Origin of the sequence: Streptomyces sp. PA03-6a (genome assembly GCF_033792765.1) — a bacterium.
Lineage (GTDB): Bacteria > Actinomycetota > Actinomycetes > Streptomycetales > Streptomycetaceae > Actinacidiphila.
Genome location: NZ_JARAVK010000091.1, coordinates 12,102 through 34,268, shown reverse-complemented (window position 1 = coordinate 34,268; position 22,167 = coordinate 12,102). Strand labels below are relative to the sequence as shown.

At 73.7% G+C, this 22,167-nt stretch carries 18 protein-coding genes and 1 riboswitch; of the genes, 8 read left to right on the top strand and 10 right to left on the bottom strand.

Annotated features, from left to right (window positions below; genetic code table 11):
- Both PV350_RS22175 and PV350_RS22170 read right to left on the bottom strand, forming a co-directional pair.
- A partial coding sequence (locus PV350_RS22175; RefSeq protein WP_500335574.1) for a DUF5682 family protein occupies positions 1 to 2,177 on the bottom strand: 2,177 nt, incomplete at its 3' end.
- Between the two features lie 5 nt (positions 2,178 to 2,182).
- Positions 2,183 to 3,271: an ATP-binding protein gene (locus PV350_RS22170; protein ID WP_499513512.1), complete on the bottom strand. Its 1,089-nt coding sequence runs from the start codon at positions 3,269 to 3,271 to the stop codon at positions 2,183 to 2,185.
- A 165-nt stretch (positions 3,272 to 3,436) separates the two neighbouring features.
- Between PV350_RS22170 and PV350_RS22165 the strand changes: the two genes are divergently transcribed.
- Complete coding sequence (locus PV350_RS22165) at positions 3,437 to 4,807, top strand: SWIM zinc finger family protein (RefSeq protein ID WP_500335572.1); 1,371 nt, start codon at positions 3,437 to 3,439, stop codon at positions 4,805 to 4,807.
- A 61-nt stretch (positions 4,808 to 4,868) separates the two neighbouring features.
- Complete coding sequence (locus PV350_RS22160; RefSeq protein WP_500335570.1) at positions 4,869 to 6,410, top strand: DUF5691 domain-containing protein; 1,542 nt, start codon at positions 4,869 to 4,871, stop codon at positions 6,408 to 6,410.
- Between the two features lie 90 nt (positions 6,411 to 6,500).
- On the opposite strand, the gene icmB is transcribed toward PV350_RS22160, so the two are convergent.
- Entirely contained in the window at positions 6,501 to 6,914 is a 414-nt protein-coding gene (gene icmB, locus PV350_RS22155; RefSeq protein WP_499513509.1) for a coenzyme B12-dependent isobutyryl CoA mutase small subunit, read from the bottom strand.
- Positions 6,915 to 7,155: 241 nt separating this feature from the next.
- Here icmB and PV350_RS22150 point away from each other — a divergent pair, with 241 nt between their 5' ends.
- Positions 7,156 to 7,974, top strand: coding sequence for an esterase/lipase family protein (locus PV350_RS22150; RefSeq protein ID WP_499513508.1), 819 nt, complete (start codon positions 7,156 to 7,158; stop codon positions 7,972 to 7,974).
- A 141-nt stretch (positions 7,975 to 8,115) separates the two neighbouring features.
- On the top strand, positions 8,116 to 9,477 hold the full coding sequence (locus PV350_RS22145) for a M23 family metallopeptidase (RefSeq protein ID WP_500335568.1): 1,362 nt from the start codon (positions 8,116 to 8,118) through the stop codon (positions 9,475 to 9,477).
- Between the two features lie 80 nt (positions 9,478 to 9,557).
- Here the strand turns inward: PV350_RS22145 and pcrA are convergent, their stop codons facing one another.
- Positions 9,558 to 11,993: a DNA helicase PcrA gene (pcrA, locus tag PV350_RS22140; protein ID WP_500335566.1), complete on the bottom strand. Its 2,436-nt coding sequence runs from the start codon at positions 11,991 to 11,993 to the stop codon at positions 9,558 to 9,560.
- A gap of 253 nt (positions 11,994 to 12,246) precedes the next feature.
- A riboswitch (cyclic di-AMP (ydaO/yuaA leader) is annotated at positions 12,247 to 12,404 on the top strand.
- Positions 12,405 to 12,412: 8 nt separating this feature from the next.
- Between pcrA and PV350_RS22135 the strand changes: the two genes are divergently transcribed.
- Positions 12,413 to 13,525, top strand: coding sequence for a C40 family peptidase (locus tag PV350_RS22135; protein ID WP_499513505.1), 1,113 nt, complete (start codon positions 12,413 to 12,415; stop codon positions 13,523 to 13,525).
- 31 nt (positions 13,526 to 13,556) lie between these two features.
- On the opposite strand, the gene PV350_RS22130 is transcribed toward PV350_RS22135, so the two are convergent.
- Positions 13,557 to 13,910: a hypothetical protein gene (locus PV350_RS22130; RefSeq protein ID WP_499513504.1), complete on the bottom strand. Its 354-nt coding sequence runs from the start codon at positions 13,908 to 13,910 to the stop codon at positions 13,557 to 13,559.
- A gap of 338 nt (positions 13,911 to 14,248) precedes the next feature.
- Here PV350_RS22130 and PV350_RS22125 point away from each other — a divergent pair, with 338 nt between their 5' ends.
- The gene (locus PV350_RS22125; RefSeq protein WP_499513503.1) at positions 14,249 to 15,316 is read left to right on the top strand and encodes a C40 family peptidase; all 1,068 of its coding nucleotides are present in this window, start codon (positions 14,249 to 14,251) and stop codon (positions 15,314 to 15,316) included.
- A gap of 18 nt (positions 15,317 to 15,334) precedes the next feature.
- Here the strand turns inward: PV350_RS22125 and PV350_RS22120 are convergent, their stop codons facing one another.
- Both PV350_RS22120 and PV350_RS22115 read right to left on the bottom strand, forming a co-directional pair.
- The gene (locus tag PV350_RS22120) at positions 15,335 to 16,006 is read right to left on the bottom strand and encodes a LuxR C-terminal-related transcriptional regulator (protein ID WP_499513502.1); all 672 of its coding nucleotides are present in this window, start codon (positions 16,004 to 16,006) and stop codon (positions 15,335 to 15,337) included.
- A complete protein-coding gene (locus PV350_RS22115; protein WP_499513501.1) occupies positions 16,003 to 17,304 on the bottom strand; it encodes a PspC domain-containing protein in 1,302 nt (433 codons plus the stop codon). The genes PV350_RS22120 and PV350_RS22115 overlap by 4 nt, the downstream gene beginning before the upstream one ends.
- A gap of 109 nt (positions 17,305 to 17,413) precedes the next feature.
- Here PV350_RS22115 and PV350_RS22110 point away from each other — a divergent pair, with 109 nt between their 5' ends.
- Entirely contained in the window at positions 17,414 to 18,667 is a 1,254-nt protein-coding gene (locus PV350_RS22110; RefSeq protein WP_500335563.1) for a PspC domain-containing protein, read from the top strand.
- Positions 18,664 to 18,927, top strand: a complete 264-nt coding sequence (locus PV350_RS22105) for a hypothetical protein (RefSeq protein ID WP_499513499.1) — start codon at positions 18,664 to 18,666, stop codon at positions 18,925 to 18,927. Before PV350_RS22110 ends, PV350_RS22105 begins: the two co-directional genes overlap by 4 nt.
- Here PV350_RS22105 and PV350_RS22100 read toward each other — a convergent pair.
- The 3 genes from PV350_RS22100 to guaA all read right to left on the bottom strand — a co-directional run bounded on the left by PV350_RS22100 (position 18,865) and on the right by guaA (position 21,986).
- Complete coding sequence (locus PV350_RS22100; RefSeq protein ID WP_499513498.1) at positions 18,865 to 19,383, bottom strand: DoxX family protein; 519 nt, start codon at positions 19,381 to 19,383, stop codon at positions 18,865 to 18,867. The genes PV350_RS22105 and PV350_RS22100 overlap by 63 nt on opposite strands.
- Before the next feature lie 120 nt (positions 19,384 to 19,503).
- Complete coding sequence (locus tag PV350_RS22095) at positions 19,504 to 20,295, bottom strand: class II aldolase/adducin family protein (RefSeq protein WP_499513497.1); 792 nt, start codon at positions 20,293 to 20,295, stop codon at positions 19,504 to 19,506.
- Between the two features lie 107 nt (positions 20,296 to 20,402).
- Positions 20,403 to 21,986, bottom strand: coding sequence for a glutamine-hydrolyzing GMP synthase (gene guaA, locus PV350_RS22090; protein ID WP_499513496.1), 1,584 nt, complete (start codon positions 21,984 to 21,986; stop codon positions 20,403 to 20,405).
- Positions 21,987 to 22,167 lie beyond the last annotated feature (181 nt).

The following is a 22,167-nucleotide window of genomic DNA, read 5'->3' as shown; positions in this document are numbered from 1 at the left end:
CCGCCTCCCGGGCCGCGCCGCACCAGCTCCCCCACCGTGCGCCGCGCCCCCGGGTCGAAGCCGCCGAAGGTCCGCCGCAGCAGCGGCAGCACGTCGTCGAAGGCGTCCGCCGGCACCCCGGACAGCCAGCCGTCGACCAGCGCGAGCAGCCGCTCGTCGTGAACCAGCAGCATCCCGCCCCCGGCGAGGAAGCCCTCGACCCAGGCGGCCGCCTCCTGCGGCGCCGTGCCGTGCGACAGGGCGAGCCCCATCAGCCGGGCCACCTCCCCGGGCTCCAGGCGCGCGTCGTCGAGCAGGAGCCGCGCGGCGCTGCCCCGCAGCAGCCCCGGTACGCCGCGGTCGCGCACGGCCAGCCTCCGCAGCACACCCGCCCAGCGGTCGCGCAGCGCGTCGTCGCCGAGCAGGACCAAGGCCCGCTGCACCTCCGTGACATGACCGCGCATCTCGGCGGCGCCGTCCGCGTCGAGCCCCGCGCACGCGGGCGGGAGCCCGACGCAGACGCGCTGCGCGAGCCCCTCGGCGACCTCGCGCAGCGCCCCCGCGTCCGTGCCCCGCACGTCGCCGTAGCGGAGGGAGCGCACCAGCGCAGGCAGCGCCTGGGCGAGGTGCGCGACGTCCACGTCGAGCGCCGCGCGGTCGGCGAGCACCCGCATCACCGTGGGCAGGGCGTCCGCCAGCCCGGCGAGCAGGCAGCGTTCGGCGAGGCCCGTCACCTCGGCGAGCGCCCCCGCGTTCACCGCCGCGTCCTCGGCCCGGGCGGTGGCCGCGGACTCCACCGTGGTGCCCCACACCCCGGCCTCCGCGACGGCCACCGCGAGCTCCGGCTCCCAGCGCAGCCGCCAGCTCTCGCGGAAGGTGCCGGTGGCGGCCGTGCGGGACCGGCTCGGCTCGCCCCAGCCGACGCCGAGCATCCGCAGCCGGTGCAGCAGGCGGCTGCGTCCGGCGTCGGTGTCCTTGCGCAGGTCCAGGTCCACCTCCTTCTCCAGGGCCTGCGGCTTCATCCGCAGCCTGCGCTGCTCACGCGCCAGGTCGCGGGCGAGGGGCACCGCCGGCGCCCCCTCGGGGACCTCGCCCAGCACGTCCCCCACCACCAGCCGGTCCCGTATGAGCGCCAGCGGCACGTCCGATCCGTCGCACATCACCGCCCGTACCGCGTCCGTGGTCTCGCCGAGCCCGGGCAGCGGACGGCCGCGCAGGGTCGCGAGGGTGCCGGCGAGCCGTACCGCCTCGATGACGTGCGCGGAGGAGACCGGGAGGTCCTCCTCTCGGAGCAGGCCGGCGACCTTGGTCATCCACCGGGCGACGGGCCGGTCGGGCGAGGTGAACAGATGGCGGTACCAGCCGGGGGAGTCGACGCCCGCCCCGTAGCCACTGCCCCGGGAGAGCCTGCGGTGCGTCCAGGGCACCCAGGTGACCTCCACCTTCGCCTTGGGCAGGCCCTTGAGCAGGGCCCGGTCGGCGGTGACCCCGCCGCCCCCGGCGAGCGCGGGCACGTGCCAGGCCCCGCACACCACGGCCACCCTCCCGTGCGCGCGGCGCGCCTCCCGTATCCGCAGCCGCATGTGGGCCTCGCGCACCGCGTCCTGCGGGTGCCCCCCGTCGCCGTAGGCCTCGCGCAGCGCGCCCATGGCCTCGGCGAGCGCTCCGAACGCGGCCAGCGGGTCGCCATCCCCCTCGCCGTCCCGGCCGCGGTGCTCGACGGCGTCCTCCCACCACCGCTCCGGGTCGTCGTGGCCCGCCGTGCGCGCCAGCACGGCGAGCGGGTCGATGCGCGCGTCCGCCGCCTCCGCCTCCCCTGCTCCTCCGTCGTCCTCCCCTCTTCCCTCTCCTTCTCCTCGCTCGTCACGGAGCAGGAGCGAGTGCGCGGCGGGCAGGTCGATGAAACGCACCGGCACCTCGCGTCCGGCCGCCCAGCGGATCGCCTCCCACTCGGGGGAGAACTCGGCGAAGGGCCAGAAGCCGGCCCGGGACGGCTCGTCGACGACGTGGGCGAGCAGCGCGACCGGCGGTCGCATCCCGGGATCGGCGGCGAGCGCCAGCACCGCGTCCGCCTCCGGCGGGCCCTCGACGAGCACGATCCCCGGCTGCAGCCGGTCGAGCGCGGCCCGCACGCCGCGCGCCGACCCGGGGCCGTGGTGCCGCACCCCCAGCAGCGCCACCCCTTCCGCGACGGTCACGGCGGTCACGGGGTCACCTCTCGGCAGGCGCGGTAGAAGTCCTTCCAGCCCTCCCGCTCGCGGACGACGGTCTCCAGGTACTCCTGCCAGACCACGCGGTCGGCGGCCGGGTCGCGGACCACCGCGCCGAGCAGCCCGGCGGCGACGTCCCCGGCGCGCAGGACGCCGTCGCCGAAGTGTGCGGCCAGGGCGAGCCCGTTGGTCACCACGGAGATCGCCTCGGCCGTGGAGAGCGTGCCGGAGGGGGACTTCACCTTCGTGCGCCCGTCGGCGGTGACCCCGCCGCGCAGTTCACGGAAGACGGTGACCACGCGCCGGATCTCGTCCGCGCCCTCCGGGGCGGCCGGCAGTTCCAGCGAGCGCCCGAGCTGGCCGACGCGGCGGCTGACGATGTCGACCTCCTCCTCCACGGTCGCGGGCAGCGGCAGCACGACCGTGTTGAAGCGCCGGCGCAGCGCGCTGGACAGGTCGTTGACCCCGCGGTCCCGGTCGTTGGCGGTCGCGATCAGGTTGAACCCGCGCACCGCCTGGGTCTCGGTGCCCAGCTCCGGTATCGGCAGCGTCTTCTCCGAGAGGATGGTGATGAGGCTGTCCTGGACGTCCGCGGGGACGCGGGTCAGCTCCTCCACGCGCGCGATGCGCCCCTCGGCCATCGCCCTCATGACCGGGCTCGGGACCAGGGCCTCCGGGCTCGGCCCGCCGGTGAGCAGCCGCGCGTAGTTCCACCCGTAGCGGATGGCCTCCTCCGGCGTGCCCGCGGTGCCCTGCACGAGCAGCGTGGAGTCACCGCTGACGGCGGCGGCGAGGTGTTCGGAGACCCAGGTCTTCGCGGTGCCCGGGACACCGAGCAGCAGCAGCGCCCGGTCGGTCGCGAGCGTGCTGACCGCGACCTCCACGATCCGCCGCGGACCCACGTACTTGGGGGTGACGACCGTGCCGTCGGGCAGCTCACCGCCGAGCAGGTACGTGGCGACCGCCCACGGCGACAGGTTCCACCGGGCCGGGCGCGGCCGGTCGTCGGCCGCCGCGAGAGCCTTGAGCTCATGGGCGAACGCGTCTTCGGCGTGCGGCCGGAGTGCGGTGTCCACGGACATGGTTCTCCCCTGTTCTCACGTGGAGCGGATGGCGCGGACGCCCCGTCAGCCCCCCGCGGGGCGTCCGCGTTCCCACCATCGCGCACCCCACTGACAATCCCGTCCCGCCGTCAGGAACCCGCAGCTCAGGGCGGTTTGTCAGTGGCTGCCCGTAGCGTCGTGGCCATGGACGGGATGGACGGACAGCGGGCGGAGCGATGGACCGCCGACCAGGTCCTGGCACTCGCGCCCGACGCGTCGTCGCGCAAGGCCGGGACGGGCTTGGCGACGGCCGCCCGCTGGTCCGGGACGGGGTGCTCGGGCACGGCGGTGTGGGGGCTGTGCGCGGGCAGCGGCAGCACGCCCTACCAGGCGGTGGTCGACACGGCGGGGCCCGCCTTCAGCTGCGGCTGCCCCAGCCGCAAGTTCCCGTGCAAGCACACGCTCGCGCTGCTCCTGCTGTGGGCGGGGGGCGAGGTCGGGCCGGCCGCACACGGGGGCGGCCGGCCCGACTGGGTCACCGAGTGGCTGGACGCGCGCCGCGCGCGCGAGGGGCGGACGTCCCCGGGCGGGCGCGGCGCGTCCGGCGGCGGTGACCCGGAGGCGGCGCGCAGGCGGGCCGAGCGCCGGGCGGGGCGGGTGGCCGCCGGCGCAACGGAACTGGAGCGACGGCTGGCGGATCTGCTGCGGGACGGCCTGGCGGGAGCGGACCGGGAGGGGTACCGGCGGTGGGACGAGACGGCGGCGCGCATGGTGGACGCCCAGGCTCCCGGGCTCGCCTCGCGGGTGCGCGAGCTGGGCGCGCTGGCGGGGTCGGGGGGCGACTGGCCGTCGCGGCTGCTGGAGGAGACGGCGCTGCTGCACCTGCTGGCCCGGGGCTGTCTGCGGCAGGACGCGCTGCCCGCGACGCTGGCGGCCACCGTCCGGTCCCGGGTCGGCTTCACGGTGGACTCGGCGGAGCTCCTCGCGGGGCCGACGGTGCGGGACCGCTGGCTGGTCCTGGCACGGCACGACACCGCCGACGACCGTCTCACCACCCGCAGGACCTGGCTGCACGGGGAGGCCACCGGCCGTACCGCGCTGTTGCTGTCCTTCGGGGCCGCGGGCCGGGCGCCGGAGCCGGCACTGCCCGTCGGCCTCGGCCTCGACGCGGAGCTGGCCTTCCACCCGGGGGCCCGTCCGCTGCGGGCGGTGCTCGGGCCGCGGCACGACACGCCGCTGCCCGGCCGTGTGCCGCCGGGCGTGCCGGTCGCCGCGGCACTCGGCGCGTACGGGGAGGCCCTGGCCGACGACCCGTGGCTGGAGGCCTGGCCGGTCGTGCTCGCCGGCGTCGTGCCGATACCGGGCGGGACGGGCTGGCAGGTGGCGGACGCGGACGGCAGCGACGCCGTCCCGGTCACGGCGGGCGGCGCCGGTGCCGGAGCGGGGCTGTGGCGACTGGCGGCGGTCTCCGGCGGCCACCCGGTGACGGTGTTCGGCGAGCTCGGCCACCAGGGCTTCCGGCCGTTCACGGCCTGGGCCGGCGCGGGCGCGGAGCCGGTGCCGCTGACGGTGTGATCCCGGCCGGGCTCCCGCGGGCGGCCGCACGGAGACGACGACGGACGACGAAGGAGGACCAATGACGGCGACCTGGGCCGACCTGGTCGGCACCGCGCTCCTCGGCACCGACCGCAGGGGCGGCACACCCGAGGAGCTGCTGGACTCCGCCGCGCTCGCCGTCGTACGGCGCCGCGCCGGGGCACGGCCGGCAACGGCGGGGGCGCGGCCGGCCACGACGCCCCACGACCCGCGGCCGCCGCTGCCCGGGGCGGCGCGACGGCGCCTGTCCCTGCTGCTGGCGGACCGCTCGGTCGGAGGCGGCGGGGGCAGCCGGCGTGGCGCCGCCCCCAACCTCGCCGAGCTGCTGCCCCAGTGGCTCGCCGTGGCAAACGCCCGCGGCTGGGCGGCCCCGCCGGAGCTGCTGCCCGCGCTGCTGGACGCCGCCCGCGCACGCACCGACCTGCGGCCGGACGCCCTGGCGCTGGCGGGACCACGCGGGCTGTGGCTGGCGGAGCTGAACGCCGACTGGCGGTTCGCGCTGCGCGCCGGGGCGCCGGGCGTCGTGCCGGACACCGGTGACCCGGGCGCGGTGCGGACGCTGTGGGAGGAGGGGCTGTTCGCCGAACGGGTGGCCTTGCTGTCCCGGCTGCGGGCCCGCGACCCGCGGCAGGCGCTGGAGCTGCTGCGCTCGGGATGGGCCGCGGAGCGCGCCGAGGACCGGCTGATGTTCCTGGACTCGCTCCGCGAGGGCCTGTCGCCGCAGGACGAGCCGTTCCTGGAGCAGGCCCTCACCGACCGCAGCCGCAATGTGCGGGCCACCGCCGCGGAGCTGCTCTCGGCCCTGCCCGGCTCCGCCCTCGCCGCCCGGATGGCCGCGCGGGCCAGGACCTGCGTCGCGTGGGATCCGGCGGGCGGCCGGATCGGGGTGGAGGCGCCGTACGAGTGCGACGCGGCCATGGAGCGCGACGGCGTGGTGGCGATACCGCCCGCCGGGCGCGGGGAGCGGGCGTGGTGGTTCGGCCAGGTGGTGGACGCGGCGCCGCTCGTCACGTGGCGGGAGCGGTTCGGCGGCCGGACGCCGGAGGAGGTCATCGCGCTGCCGGTCGCGGACGACTGGCAGGCGGATCTGCACGCGGCGTGGTGCCGGGCCGCGGTGCGCCAGGGGGACGCGGCCTGGGCACGCGCCCTGCTGGGGCCGACCCCGGCGCCCGCGACGGCGGTCAGCCCCGTCGGGGACCCGGCGAAGCTGCTGTCGATCCTCCCGGCCCCGGAGCGGGCGGAGTGGGTGGCCCGCTTCATCGCGGCGCACGGCCTGTCGGAGGCGTTCCAGATGCTCGCGGTCTGTGCCGTGCCCTGGGCCGAGCCGCTGGGGGCGGCGGTGGTGGACGCGCTGGACATCGCGCGGGACGCGGGCAGCTACCCGTGGAGCTTCAGCGGGGTGATGGGCCTGGCCGAACGGTGCATGGACCCCGCGGAGGCCGACCGGGCGGCCCCGCTGGCCGCGCTGCCGGCCGAGTCCGCCGACACCTCACCGGGCGCCGGGGCGTACTGGGCGGAGGCCTTCCAGCGATTGGTCGGCACCTTGCGCCTGCGGGCCGCGATGCTGGCGGAGCTCGCCTGAGCCGGCGACCGGGAACGGGCTGGCCGGGAACGGGCTGGCCGGGAGCGGGCGGCGGTCCGAGCGGAAGGCCCGCACCGCCGCCCGTGACGATCAGGCTTCGGCCGGATGGCGGATGTTGTCGTTCACCCAGGTGACGACGTCGCCGGTCGACGTGCCCGGGGTGAAGATCGCGGCCACGCCCAGTTGCTGCAGCGGGGCGATGTCGTCCTCGGGGATGATCCCGCCGCCGAACACCTTGATGTCCTCCGCGTCGCGCTCCCGGAGCAGCTCGATCACCTTGGCGAACAGCGTCATGTGGGCTCCGGAGAGGATGGACAGCCCGACGGCGTCGGCGTCCTCCTGGATCGCGGTGTCCACGATCTGCTCGGGCGTCTGGTGGAGACCGGTGTAGATGACCTCCATGCCGGCGTCCCGCAGCGCTCGCGCGATGACCTTGGCCCCTCGGTCGTGGCCGTCCAGGCCCGGCTTGGCGACCACCACACGGATCGGTCCGGACACTCCCATCGCTGCCTCCATACACGATTGCTGCGCTCAGCGGGCACATGTGTGAACGAACGTTATCGCCAGCATCCCCCGTGCGGACAGTTTCACGAAGGGCCCCGAGGGGGAAATCACACATGGGACACGTTCACGTTAGAAACGCGTTCGGCCCGTGGCCGTCCTTCGTTCAGCAGGCGACACGGGCCGTCGCGTTCTCGGCGCACGGGGGACAGGGCCGTCTCCGTGTGCCCACGGGAGGTAGGCCATGGGCGTCCTGTCTTTCGGTGTCGGAGACCGCTTGGTACGCCAGGCGGCCTACGTACGAGCCGCGGCGATCGAGATCGCCATCCTGACCGGTCATGTTTTCCTCTACCCGACCGGAATCTTCCAGGAGCGCGGGCCGCAGTCGGCGGCCGGCGAGTCCGAGGCGCCGCCACGCCTCCCCACCGCGGGCCGCAGCCATCCCCCGGTGCTCCTGCTGCACGGCTTCGTGGACAACCGTTCGGTGTTCGCGATGCTCCGCCGGTCGCTGCGACGGCACGGCTGGCCGCATGTGCAGGCGCTCAACTACTCGCCGCTGACCTGCGACATCCGCACGGCGGCGGCCCTCCTCGGACGCCATGTCGAACAGATCTGCGAGCAGACGGGGCACCGGCAGGTGGACATCGTGGGCCACAGCCTCGGTGGGCTCATCGCCCGCTACTACGCCCAGCGCCTGGGCGGCGACACACGGGTGCGCACCGTGGTCACCCTGGGCACCCCGCACGCCGGGACCCGCGCCGCGCCGCTGCTGAACCCGCACCCGATCGTCCGCCAGATGCGGCCCAACTCCGACCTCATCGAGGAGCTGGCCAAGCCGGCGACCGGCTGCCGTACCCGTTTCGTGGCGTTCTGGAGCGATCTGGACGAGCTGATGAGCCCGGTCGAGGCCGCCCGGCTCGACCACCCGGACCTCATCGCCCGCAACGTCCACGTCGCGGGGGTCGGGCATCTGACCATGCCGGTCCACGCCGCCATCGCCGCCGGCATCCGGCAGGCGCTGCTGGGCGAGGAGCTGGCGTCGGGGGCCGTGGACGCCGCCTGACGGCCTTGCCCCCATAAGCATCGAAAGGCCATCGAACACAAGGCATCGGGGATACCCGAATCCCGCCGAAGATTGTGGGTGTCGCCCGCTGGGGGATACAGTCGCCGCTAATTCTCCTGCTGCCGAGGCGAAAGAGAAGCGGTGAACGACCGTCATCCGGCGGGGTACGCCCCCGAGTACAGCGGCTATGGGTACGAGGGGCATTCCGACGCCTCCTACGCGCCCATGGGCGCCGCTCACGCGGATGACGATCCACTCTTCGGCTCCTGCCAGGGCTACCCCGCCCACGACACGGGGTCCTACGCCACCGTCTCGTACGACACCACCGCGACCGGCTACTGGCCCTCGGGGCAGGCCGCCGGCACCGCCGCCTACGGCGACCACGCGGGCACGGCCACCGGCACCTGGTACCCGGACGCCGCACAGGCGCAGCCGGCGGCGGCCTACGACTACCCGCAGTACGGGCACACGGCCGTCCACACCGCCTACGAGGAGCCCGAGGCCGCTCACGCCCACGCTCCCGAGCCCGCCGCCTACGAGCAGCCGGACCGGTACGGGACCGGGACGACCGGGACGTACGCCCAGGAGCACTACGAGGCCGAGCACTACGGGGCCGACCGGTACGAGCCGGAGTCGTACGAGGCCGACCGGTACGAGCCCGACGCCCACGACACCGCCGAGGACGACGCGGAGGCGGACCCGGGACACGACACCGAGCACGACGCCGAGGACGGCGCCGCCCCGGCCGCCCTGCCGCGCCCGCGCAGCGGGAACGGCGTCGGGAGCCGTCGGCGCCGCCCGGCCCGGCGCTCCGCCCTGCTCACCGTCGCCGTCCCCTCCGTGGCGGTGATGGGCGTCGCCTGCGCGGCCGCCGTCACCGTCAACACCGACGACCCCGACAGCAGCCGCACCCAGGCCGACGGCGTGCCCGAGGCGGCCAACGCCCCGACCACGAAGCTCGACCAGCAGCTCGCCGGGGTGAACCGGGACGTCGACGACTTCACCGACCGGGCCAGCCGCAACCAGGAGCGCATCGACCTCAAGGAGCGCCAGGCGCTGGAGCGCGCGAAGAAGGCGGCGGAGGCGGCCCTCAAGGAGCAGCTGCGCCCCAAGTTCCTGCTCCCGGTCAAGCAGCACGGCCTGAGCGCCTACTTCGGTCAGGCGGGCGTGAACTGGATGTCGGTCCACACCGGCATCGACTTCCCGGTGGACTACGGCACGCCGGTGATGGCCGCGACCGACGGCGTCGTGCGCACCCAGTGGAACAGCGCCTACGGCAACATGGCGATAGTGACCGCCCCCGACGGCACCGAGACCTGGTATTGCCACCTGAGCAGCACCAAGATCCGCTCGGGCTCGGTCAAGGCCGGCGAGGTCATCGCCTATTCCGGCAATTCGGGCAACTCCACCGGGCCGCACCTCCACTTCGAGGTCCGCCCCGCGGGCGGCGCGGCCATCGACCCGCTGCAGTGGCTGCTGAAGCACGGGATCGACCCGCGCTGAGCCCGGCCGGGCCCCGCCGGAGCGGGGCCGGAACCGGGCCGCCCGAACGAGGCGCGGGCGAGGACCGCTCCTGAAACCGGCTAGAGCTTCTCCACCGGCGCGTACCGCAGCAGCAGCACCTTCGGCCGCTCGTCGCCGAAGTCGATGGTGGCCTTGGCCTTCTCCCCGCTGCCGTCGACCGCGACGACGGTGCCCAGCCCGAACGTGTCGTGCGTGACCCGGTCACCGACCGCCAGCGAGATGACCGGGCGGTCCTGGGTGCGCCGCGTCGCGAATCCGGAGGGCCCGCTCTTCGACGGGGAACGCGACAGCATCGAGGCCGCCGCCGACACCGAGGCGGAGGGTGCCGCGGAGGCGCCCGTGCGCTTCCACTCGATGAGCGGCTCCGGGATCTCCTCCAGGAAGCGCGAGGGCGGGTTGTACGAGGGCTGGCCCCAGGCGCTGCGCATGGTCGACCGCGTCACGTACAGCCGCTGCCGCGCCCGCGTGATGCCGACGTAGGCGAGCCGCCGCTCCTCCTCCAGCTCCTTGGTCTGGCCGAGCGCGCGCATGTGCGGGAAGACCCCGTCCTCCATGCCGGTCAGGAAGACCACCGGGAACTCCAGTCCCTTGGCGGTGTGCAGGGTCATCAGCGTTATGACGCCGCCGCCCTCGTCGTCGTCCGGGATCTGGTCGGAGTCGGCGACCAGCGCGACCCGCTCCAGGAACTCCGCGAGCGTGCCGGGCTCCTCCTCGGTGCGCTCCTGCTCGAACTCCAGTGCCACCGCCGCGAGTTCCTGGAGGTTCTCGATGCGGGTCTCGTCCTGCGGGTCGGTGGAGGCCTGGAGCTCGGCCAGGTAGCCCGTGCGCTCCAGCACGGCCTCCAGGACGGTGGCGGGGCCGGCGCCGGAGTCGACGACGGTGCGCAGCTCCTCCAGGAGCTCGTTGAAGCGCTTGACGGCGTTGACCGAGCGCGACGCCATGCCGAAGGCCTCGTCGACCCGGCGCAGCGCGGCGGCGAAGGAGATCCGCTCGCGCGAGGCCAGGGCGTCGACCATGGCCTCGGCGCGCTCCCCGATGCCGCGCTTGGGCACGTTGAGGATGCGGCGCAGCGGGACGGTGTCCTCGGGGTTGGCGAGCACGCGCAGGTAGGCCAGGACGTCCCGGACCTCCTTGCGCTCGTAGAAGCGGACACCGCCGACGACCTTGTAGGGCAGTCCGACGCGGATGAAGACCTCTTCGAAGACACGGGACTGCGCGTTGGTGCGGTAGAAGACCGCGACCTCGCCGGGGCGGGCGTCGCCGGCGTCGGTGAGCCGGTCGATCTCGTCGGCGATGAACTGCGCCTCGTCGTGCTCCTGGTCGGCGACGTAGCCGGTGATGACCGGGCCCTGGCCGGCCTCCGTCCACAGATTCTTGGGGCGGCGGGAGGCGTTGCGCTCGATGACGGCGTTGGCGGCGGTCAGGATGTTCTGGGTGGAGCGGTAGTTCTGCTCCAGCAGGATCGTGCGGGCCTGCGGGTAGTCCTCCTCGAACTGGAGGATGTTGCGGATCGTGGCGCCGCGGAAGGCGTAGATGCTCTGGTCGGCGTCACCGACCACGCACAGCTCGGCGGGCCCCTCGCCGCCCTCCTCCGCGTCGCCGGTCCCGACCAGCTCGCGCACCAGGGTGTACTGGGCGTGGTTGGTGTCCTGGTACTCGTCGACCAGGACGTGCCGGAACCGGCGCCGGTAGTGCTCGGCGACGTCCGGGAAGGCCTGGAGCAGGTTGACCGTGGTCATGATGATGTCGTCGAAGTCGAGCGCGTTGGCCTCGCGCAGCCGCGACTGGTACATCGCGTAGGCCTCGGCGAGCTTCTTCTCGAAGGGGTTCTCGGCCTGGTCGGCGAAGGTCTCCTCGTCGATGAGCTCGTTCTTGAGGTTGGAGACCTTGGCGCTGAAGGACTTCGGCGGGAACTGCTTGGGGTCCAGGTCCAGGTCGCGGCAGACCAGGGCCATCAGCCGCTTGGAGTCGGCCGCGTCGTAGATCGAGAAGCTGGAGGTGAAGCCGAGCCTCTTGGACTCCCGGCGCAGGATGCGGACGCACGCGCTGTGGAAGGTGGAGACCCACATCACGTTGGCGCGCGGGCCGACCAGCTGCTCGACGCGCTCCTTCATCTCCCCGGCGGCCTTGTTGGTGAAGGTGATCGCCAGGATCTGGCCGGGGTGCACCTTGCGGGCACCCAGCAGGTACGCGATGCGGTGGGTGAGCACCCGGGTCTTGCCCGAGCCGGCGCCGGCGACGATGAGCAGCGGGGAGCCGGTGTGCTCGACAGCGGCACGCTGCTGCTCGTTGAGCCCCTCCAGCAGCGCGGACGGGTCGACGACCGGGCGGGGGGCGCCGTCCCGGTAGTACGCGTCCCGGTCGACGGGCGCGTCGAAGCGCCCCTCGAAGAGGTCGTCGGGAGCCGTGTCGGGCTCGTCCTCGGGAGGCGGCGGGGGCTCCTCCTCCCTCGGTTCGAGGCCGGCCAGGAAGCTGTCGTCAAAGAGGCTGCTCATCGCCTCCCGAGTCTAGGCCGTGGGACGGACAGCGGTGCGCCGCTTGCCCCAGCCCGCGCCCGAGCCCGACCGGCGTCCGCGCCCTCCGCGGCACGGCCCGTCGCCGCCCGTCGCCGCCCGTGGCGGCCCCGCATGGTGAAGGTCACGAAATGATTGCGGACAATTCGAACACCAGGGTTCCCACGGACCCCCGCAGTTGACTACCGTGCCGCATCAGGCGGTCCGCTCCATGCGGCGGCGACCGTGCCGTCACGGGCCGCCTCCGCTGAGTCCGGCGACCGCCGGAGCCGGGGACCCACGACCTTGGGGTGAATCGGTCCGTACGAGCGCAGCGCGCCCGCACGGCCCGTAGGGCGGCCTTCCGAAGCCCGAACCCGACAGCTAACCCGGTAGGCGGTCCACGGAAGGAGCCGCCTGACTTGGCGACGCACCGCAAGCCGCGCCCGCGCGCGCTGACCGTCCCCGGCCCCCGGGCCGCGGTGGGGCTCACGACCGCCGCACTGGCGACCGTCACCCTCTTCGGCGAGAGCGCGAGCGCGGCGCCCGCCTCACCCGACAAGCCCTCCATCACCGAGGTCAAGGCCCAGGTCGACAAGCTCCACCACCAGGCCGAGGCCGCCACCGAGCGCTACAACGGCGCCAAGGAGCAGACCGAGCAGCAGCGGGAGCGCGCCGACGCGCTGCTGGACCAGGTGGCCCGCAGGACCGAGACGCTCAACTCCGCCCGCCGCACCATCGGCGAGTACGCCGCGGCGCAGTACCGGGGCGGCGGTCTGGACGGGACGACGAGCTTCCTGCTCACCTCCGACCCGCAGCAGTTCCTGGACCAGGCGCACCTGATGGACCGCTTGTCCGACCGCCAGGAGCACGCGCTGGAGACCTTCCGCTCCGAGCAGGCCGAGACGACGGCCAAGCGCGCCGAGGCCGTCGAGAGCCTGCAGAAGCTGACGGACGCGCAGCGGCGGCTGAACGCGGAGAAGACCACGGTCAAGCAGAAGCTCGCCGCGGCGCAGAAGCTGCTGAACAGCCTCACCGCCCAGGAGAAGGCACGGCTGGCGGCGCTGGAGAAGAAGCGGCAGGAGGAGGCCGCCGCGAAGGCCGCGGAGATCGCCGCCAAGGAGAAGGCCGCGCAGCAGGCGGCCGGGGAGTCCGGCTCGACGGCCCCGGTGTCCGGCACCTACGCCGCCAAGGCGGCCAAGGCGATCGAGTTCGCGCGCGCCCAGCTGGGCAAGCCGTACGTGTACGGCGCCACCGGCCCCAACTCCTACGACTGCTCGGGGCTGACCCAGGCCGCCTGGGGCGCCGCAGGCGTCTCGATCCCCCGCGTCACCTACGACCAGGTCGACTTCGGCAGCCGCGTCACCGCCGACCAGCTGCAACCCGGCGACCTGGTCTTCTTCTACTCCGACGTCACCCACGTCGGCCTCTACATCGGCGGCGGCCAGATGATCCACGCCCCCCACACCGGGACCGTGGTGAAGATCGCCCCGATCACGGAGATGCCGATCTACGGCTACGCCCGGATGGCCTGAGCCCCCGCCCGGCCCGTCGCCCCGGCCGGGCTCAGGTCCACAGCACCGCGATGAAGATGTTGGCGGTGGTCAGCGCACCCACGGTGCCGAAGGCCGCCGCCGGCACCTTCTCCTCGTCCCGCTTGACGTACACCAGGCCGAGGATCACCACCAGGACCGCGAGCTTCACGCCGATCTTGACGTTGTTGACCGGCTGGTCGTCGGCCTGGTTGAGGCCGACCAGCAGCACGCCCGTGACCAGCATGGTCAGCGCGCCGTGCAGCATGCCCGGCACGAACCGGGCCTCGCCGCGGCCCATGGCCTTCATCTGGGTGAGGAAGCCGCCCAGCAGCGCGGCGATGCCGATGATGTGCAGGCCGACGATCAGGTTGATGAGTACGTCCATGGCTCAGGACCCTAGTCAGGCTCATACCAGCACTCGGCACCGAGGTCGCCCTCTTCCGTCATATCGGTCACGGCCGGACCGCAAGTGACCAGGTCACCCGTCGAACAGCGGTCATCCGCGGGCAGTCCGCGGCCGAATCGGACCAGTCCCGCACAGTCCGGAGCCCGCTCACGACGTCCAGGTTTAGCGTCCTGCCCCAGGTGGCCGATCCCCACTGCCGCGAGGACCCCGTCCCCGGCACGGCCGCCCCCGCCGAAGGTCCGGCGGTGGACGGCTCCCCGTCCGCCCGCCGCCGGACCGCAGGGGGGCGTACGGACAGCCGGAAGGAGTGACGGCGCGTGGCGTCGCACAGAAGGCCCAGGGAACGCGGCCTGGCAGGCACGACCGCGCGCACCGCAGCCGGTCTCGCCCTGGCGGGCGCGGCCTCCGTGACGGTGTTCGGGGAGGCCGGGCACGCCGAACCCCGGCTGACCACGGACGAGGCCAGGGCCCGGGTGGACCGGCTGTACGAGGAGGCCGAGCAGGCCACCGAGCGGTACAACGGAGCGAAGGAGAAGGCGGACACGGCCACCGGGCGGATCGAGCGCCTCCAGGACGAACTCGCCCGCAGGACCGAGCGGCTCAACGTCACCCGCGACGGCCTCGGCTCCCTCGCCACCGCCCAGTACCGCAACGGCGGCATCGACCCCGCCGTGCAGCTGGCCCTCGCCTCCTCCCCCGGCGACTACCTGGAGCGCGCCGGGATGCTGGACCGGATGAGCAGCCGCCAGAACGCCGCGCTGCGCGCCCTGTCGGCCCAGCGGCGGGGCATCGAGCAGCTGCGCACCGAGACCGAGGGCGAACTGGCGGAACTGCGCGGCACCCGCGCCGAACTCGCCCGCCACAAGCGCACCGTGGAGCAGCGCCTGGCCTCCGCGCGGCAGCTGCTCGGCCGTCTCACCGCCGCCCAGCGCGCCGAGGTGCTGTCCTCCGGGGGCCACGGTTCCGCCGACCCGGCCCGCGCCGGCCGCGGCGCCACCGGCTCCCGCGCCGGGCTGGCGCCCGCGGCCGCCCCCAACGCACGCGCCGCCCGCGCCGTCTCCTTCGCCTACGACTCCCTCGGCCTGCCCTACGTCTGGGGCGCCACCGGGCCCTCGGCGTACGACTGCTCCGGCTTCACGCAGGCCGCGTGGCGGTCGGCCGGGGTCTCCCTGCCGCGCACGACGTACACCCAGATCAACGCGGGCACCCGGATCTCCCGCTCCCAACTGGAGCCCGGCGACCTGGTGTTCTTCTACTCGGGGATCAGCCACGTCGGCCTCTACGTGGGCAACGGCATGATGATCCACGCCCCCCGCACCGGTGACGTCGTCAAACTCGCCCCGGTCGACCAGATGCCCTTCGCGGGCGCCACGCGTCCGGCGTGACGCCCGCGCCGCGGGACCTCAGACCAGCCGGCGCGCGGTCGCCCAGCGGGTGAGTTCGTGCCGGTTGCTGAGCTGCAGCTTGCGCAGCACCGCCGAGACGTGCGACTCGACCGTCTTCACCGAGATGTAGAGCTGCTTGGCGACTTCCTTGTACGCGTAGCCGCGCGCGATCAGCCGCAGCACCTCTCGCTCACGCTGGGTCAGCCGGTCCAGGTCCTCGTCGACCGGCGGGGCGTCGGTGGAGGCGAAGGCGTCCAGGACGAAGCCGGCCAGCCGGGGTGAGAAGACGGCGTCGCCGTCGGCGACCCGGAAGACCGAACTGACCAGGTCGGGGCCGGTGATGGTCTTGGTGACGTAGCCGCGGGCACCGCCGCGGATCACCCCGATGACGTCCTCCGCGGCGTCGGAGACCGACAACGCCAGGAAGCGCACGGGGTGTTCGGCGCCGACCATGAGACCCGCGCAGCGCTTGAGGACCTCGACCCCGCCGCCGCCCGGCAGGTGGACGTCGAGCAGGACGACGTCGGGCCGCGTCGCGGTGATGACGGACACCGCCTGGTCCACGTCGGCGGCCTCGCCGACCACGTCGACCCCGGTCCGCTCGGTCTCGCCGATCTCGGCCTGCACCCCGGTGCGGAACATCCGGTGGTCGTCGACGAGGACGACCCTCACGCGTCGTTCCGTGCTCATGACGATCTCCCTGGTCCCTGGGCCCTGTCCATCTCCAGCTCCACTTCCGTCCCCCCGCCCGGCGCGGAGCGCAGCCGCGCCTCGCCGCCGTTGCGCCGCATCCGGCCGATGATGGACTCCCGGACGCCCATCCTGTCCGACGGTACGTCGTCGAGGTCGAAGCCTGGTCCGCGGTCGCGGACCGACACGAAGACCCTGCTCTCCTCGACCTCCGCGTACACCTGCACGGGCTCGTCCCCACCGTACTTGGCGGCGTTGACCATGGCCTCGCGGGCCGCCTGCATCTGCGCCACCAGGCGTTCGTCGAGCGGGCAGTCGCCCACGCACACCACTTCGACGGGGACGCCGTGCGCGTCCTCCACCTCGGCCGCGGCACGGCGCACCGCCTCGGCGAGCGTGGCCGGCTCGTCCTCCTTGCCGTTGCCCTCGGGCCGGTAGAGCCAGGCCCGCAGCTCCCGTTCCTGCGCGCGGGCCAGCCGGGCGACCTCGCGCGGGTCCTCGGCGTGCCGCTGGATGAGGGTCAGGGTGTGCAGCACGGAGTCGTGGACGTGTGCGGCGACCTCGGCCCGCTCCTGCGCGCGGATGCGGGCGAGCCGCTCGGCCGACAGGTCCTGGGTCATGCGCACGAGGTACGGTCCGGCGATCAGCGCCACGCCGACCAGGACGGCGAGCGCGGCCTGGAGGATGGTGCCCAGGTGGCTGACCGAGCCCTGCACGACGAGGAAGCCGGTCACGCCCACGCCGACGAGGATCACCCCCGCGGCGCCGCGCGCGAACGGCAGCAGCCTCCTGCGGCGGCTCAGCTCGGCCCAGCGGGCCCGGCGGGCGTTGTCGGCCTGCCGCCACACCAGGGCGACGCCGAGCCCGATCAGCAGCAGCGGCCAGACGTAGGCGTTGGCCCTGCCGAGGTTGAGGTTGTCCAGCAGGATGCCGAGGCCGATGGCGAGCGCGATGAGCGCGACGATCTGGCCCCGGTCGGGCCTGCGTCCGGCGAGCCAGGAGCGGGCGTCGCGCGGCTCCTTGGCCTCGACCACCCCGCCGACGCCGAGCGGCACCACGAACCAGAAGACCGCGTACAGCAGGATGCCCAGGCCCTGGATGGTGGCCAGGACGACGAAGACGACGCGCACCCAGGCCACGGGCAGTCCGAGGTGCCCGGCCAGCCCCCGGGCGACGCCGCCGATCATCCGGCCCTCGGAGCTGCGGTAGAGCTTGCGGACCGGGGATCCGGCCGGGTCCGGCGGCGCGAAGTACGACGCCCCGTTGGGTGGGCTGGTCGGTGGTCCGGCGGCTGGCATGTCCCGATCGTCACACGTTTCGCGCACGGTGGGTATCAGGGTTGGCCCCCATGCGGGCTCAGGGTCGTTCCGGATACCGGCACACGTCCCGGCCCGCCACCATGGAGCCATGACGGAGCAGCACACGGAGACGGAGGCGGCCGGGGCACCGCCGGGCCGGCGGCTGGCCCGCTGCCGCGAACGGAAGGTGGTCGCCGGCGTCTGCGAGGGCGCGGGACGGTACTTCGACATCGACCCGGTGGTCTTCCGGATCGTGCTCGGCGTGCTGGCGCTCACCGGCGGCCTCGGGCTGGTGGCCTACGGCCTGGCGTGGCTGCTCGTCCCACTGGAGGGGGAGACCGAGAGCGAGGCGCACCGGCTGCTGTCCGGCCGGGTGGAGGGGACCGCGCTGACGGCGGTGCTGGTCGCGCTGGTCGGCTGCGGGCTGTTCCTGTCGATGCTGGGCAGCGGCGGGAACCTGGCCTTCTCGCTGGGACTGCTGGCGGCGTTCGCCGGTGCCGTGTACCGGTCGGTGCACCGGCGCCAGGCGACCGAGGCGCCCGCGCAGCCGGTCGCGCCACCACCGACCCAGCCGCCGCCGCAGCCCGCCACGGCGGCGTGGTGGAAGGAGACCTCGGTCGAGGACGCGTCCGCGGTGCCGGGGCCGGGCGGCTACCTGTGGGGGCCGGACGACGGTCCCGCGGACGTGGAGCGCGACCGCCGCGAGTGGCGGGACCGGCGCCGGGCGGTGCGGCGCGAGGGCGCCTGGCTGGGCGTGCTCGTGTTCTTCGCGGCGACGGCGGCGGCCGCGGTCGGCCTGGCCGCGTCCTGGTCGTCCCAGCCGCTGGCCACCGGCGTGCAGATCGGTCTCGGTTCGGCGCTGGCCGTCTTCGGCCTGGGCTTCGTGGTGAGCACCTGGTGGGGGCGGCTCGGCGGCGGCACCGTCTTCACGGTGCTGCTGACCGCCGCGCTGCTGGTGGGCTCCACGACGCTGCCGCGGTCGGTCGGCACCGACTGGAAGCAGCGCACCTGGACGCCCACCACGCTCTCGGCGGTGCAGGACTCGTACGAGCTGGGCACGGGCCGGGCGACGCTGGACCTGTCCAAGCTTCAGCCGGGCGGGCGCACCGTCGCGACGCGGGCCGAGGTCGGGGCGGGACAGCTGGTGGTCAGGCTCCCGGAGGACGTCACGCTGCGGATGCACGTCCAGGTGGGCGTGGGCGACGTGCAGTTGCCCGGCGAGAAGGAGAAGGACATCGACGTCCAGCCCGGGCTGGACCGGAAGGTGACCTTGGACCCGGTGGACGGCCGGAAGTCCGCGGGCACGGTGGAGCTCGACGTGGAAGTGGGCGTCGGACAGGTGAAGGTGGTGCAGTTCCCGTGAGACGGCATCGGTTCGCGCCCTCGGCGCTCCTGACCGGCCTGGTCCTGCTGGGACTGGCCGCGGTGTTCCTGCTCGACGCCGCCGGCGAGGTGTCGCTGTCCCCGCACGCCGCGGTGCCCCTGACCTGTGCGGGTCTGGGGCTCGCGGCGCTCGGCGCGGTCACCTCCCGGATGCTCCGGGGGCGGAGCGCCCGGCGCTCAGGCCAGGCCGCGCCGTCCCCGGCCGCGGCGTCCGGCGATCATCGCGTCGACGGACAGTAGCGGGGCGCCGGCGAGGACCAGCGGCAGCCAGGCCATCAGGTAGGCCAGGTCGTTGCCGTAGTAGTACGGCTGCGTGGCCCAGCTGACGGTGAGCCACAGGCTCAGCGAGATGAGCGCCCCTCCGAGGGCGGCGATCCTGCTGAGCAGGCCGACCAGCGTGCCGACGCCGACGGCGATCTCGCCGAAGGCGATCGCGTAGCCGAAGCCGTGCGGGTTCTTCAGGGCCAGGTCGACCATGGCCGGAATCGCGGCGCTGTCGCGCACCGCGTTCAGGGTGCCGACGAGCGAGCCCGGGGCGCCGTCGGTGAAGAAGCTGTCGGACATCAGTTTGTCGAAGCCGGCGTAGACGAAGGTCACGCCGAGGAAGATGCGCAGCGGCAGCAGGGCGTAACGCCGTGCCGTGTCCCGCCACGGTCCCTGACTGGGGTACCGATCCGTGTCTCTCGTTCCGCTCATGCCCGTTATGCCCGTCACGCTCATGACGTCCGCCCTCTCCGCACACACCCGCCGTGGATCCCCTCCCGGACCGATTCTCCAGGAGCGCCCTAGGAGATACGTAGGCGAAGCGGCCGTCGTTCAATCAAAAAGCTCTGGATTATCGTGGGCTATCCGCTCATAGGTGGGCTGGTAGTTGATCCAGGCGACCAGATCGTGTCCCAATTGCTCACGGGTGGCGATCGCGTCCTCGTGCGCGATCCACACCGGCTTGCCCGCCGCCTTCGCGCTCAGCTGCACCTGGCAGGACTTCTCCATCGTCATGAACCACCACGCCGCCGCGTCCACGGTCTCGCCGACCGTCAGGAGCCCGTGGTTGCGCAGCACGACCGCCTTGTGCGCCCCCAGGACCACCGCGATGCGCCGCGCCTGCGCCTCGTCCACGACGACCCCGGTGTAGGCGTCGAACAGGGCGTGGTCCTCGTAGAAGGCGCAGGCGTCCTGGGTGATCGGCTCCAGCCGCTCCCCCAGCGCGGCCAGTGCCCGGCCGTAGGTGGAATGGCTGTGGACGACGGCCGTCGCGTCGGGCCGTGCGGTGTGCACGTGGGCGTGGATGGTGAAGGCCGCCTGGTTGACGTGGTGCCGGCCCTCGACGACGGCGCCGTACTGGTTGACCAGGATCACCTCGCCCACGGTGAGGTGCCGGAACGGCACCCCGAAGGGGTTCACCCAATAGTGCTCCGGCAGCTCCGGATCGCGCACGGTGATGTGCCCCGACACCCCGTCCTCGAAGCCCAGCTCCGCGAACGCCCGCAGCGCCGCCACCAGCCGCTCCTTGCGGTGGCGGCGTTCCTCCGCCGGGTCCTCGAAGGTGGGCGGGAGGGCGAAATGCAGCCGATCGGGCGGTACGGGCTGCGGCACGGTGTCGGTCATGGCGCGGAAGTTACCCCGAGGTACCGCGGATGAACAGGGGCGATACCAGGTTTCCCCGGTATCGCCCCAAGCCTGCCCCACGCAGAGGCCGCGCGGCCTCTACGGGGCTACTCCCACTCGATGGTGCCCGGGGGCTTGCTGGTGACGTCCAGCACGACGCGGTTGACGTCGGCCACCTCGTTGGTGATCCGGGTGGAGATCCGGGCCAGCACCTCGTACGGCAGCCGCGACCAGTCCGCGGTCATGGCGTCCTCGCTGGAGACCGGGCGCAGCACGATGGGGTGACCGTAGGTGCGGCCGTCGCCCTGCACGCCCACCGAGCGGACGTCGGCGAGGAGGACCACCGGGCACTGCCAGATGTCGCGGTCGAGACCGGCGGCGGTCAGCTCCTCGCGGGCGATCGCGTCGGCGTCGCGCAGCAGGTCCAGGCGCTCCTTGGTGACCTCGCCGACGATGCGGATGCCCAGGCCCGGCCCCGGGAAGGGCTGGCGCTGGACGATCTCCTCGGGCAGGCCGAGCTCCTGGCCGACCATGCGGACCTCGTCCTTGAACAGCTTGCGCAGCGGCTCGACGAGCTGGAACTGCAGGTCCTCGGGGAGGCCGCCCACGTTGTGGTGGGACTTGATGTTGGCGGTGCCGGTACCGCCGCCGGACTCCACGACGTCCGGGTAGAGGGTGCCCTGCACCAGGAACTCCACCGACTCGCCGTGGGCGCCGGCCTCGGCGACGATCTCGCTCGCGGCCTGCTCGAAGACCCGGATGAACTCCCGGCCGATGATCTTGCGCTTCTCCTCGGGGTCGGAGACCCCGGCGAGCGCGGTGAGGAAGCGCTCCTGCGCGTCGACGACCTTCAGCTGCACGCCGGTGGCCGCCACGAAGTCCTTCTCGACCTGCTCGGACTCCCCCTTGCGCATCAGACCGTGGTCCACGTAGACGCAGGTCAGCTTCTCCCCGATGGCCTTGTTGACCAGGGCCGCGGCGACCGCGGAGTCCACGCCGCCGGACAGGCCGCAGATGGCGCGCTTGTCGCCGACCTGGGCACGGATCGCGGCGACCTGCTCCTCGACCACGTTGTGCGTGGTCCAGTCGGGCGCGATGCCCGCCCCGCGGTAGAGGAAGTGCTCGAGCACCTGCTGGCCGTGGTCGGAGTGCAGGACCTCGGGGTGGTACTGGACGCCGTAGAGCTTCTTCTCGTCGTTCTCGAACGCGGCCACCGGCACCAGGTCGGTGGAGGCGGAGACGGTGAAGCCCTCCGGGGCGGCGGAGCAGGTGTCGCCGTGCGACATCCACACCGACTGCTCGGCCGGGGTGCCCTCGAAGAGCGTGGAGCCGGTCTTGCCGACGTGCAGCGGGGTACGGCCGTACTCGCGCGACCCGGTGTTGTCGACGGTGCCGCCGAGGGTGATCGCCATCAACTGGAAGCCGTAGCACATGCCGAAGACGGGGACGCCCGCCTCGAACAGGGCGCGGTCCAGCCGCGGGGCGTGCTCGGCGTACACGGACGAGGGGCCGCCCGACAGGATGATCGCCGCGGGCCGCTTGGCCAGCATCTCCTCGACCGGCATCGTGCTCGGCACGATCTCGCTGTAGACCCGGGCCTCGCGGACGCGGCGGGCGATGAGCTGGGCGTACTGCGCCCCGAAGTCAACGACGAGGACGGTGTCGGGGGCGGCTGGGGTCGCTGATGCCACGGTGGGCCTTCCGGCGGTGTCGAACGTGGGGTCCCTGCCGATTCTACCGGGGCCCACGGCTTTACTTCCCCGGCCCGGGGGCGCACACTGTGCCGCATGCTCCACGGCACGCGCTTCGCGTTTACCTATGGCACCGGCTGGTCCGGCTGCCATGGTCGTGCTGTCTGAGCGAGGAACCGCA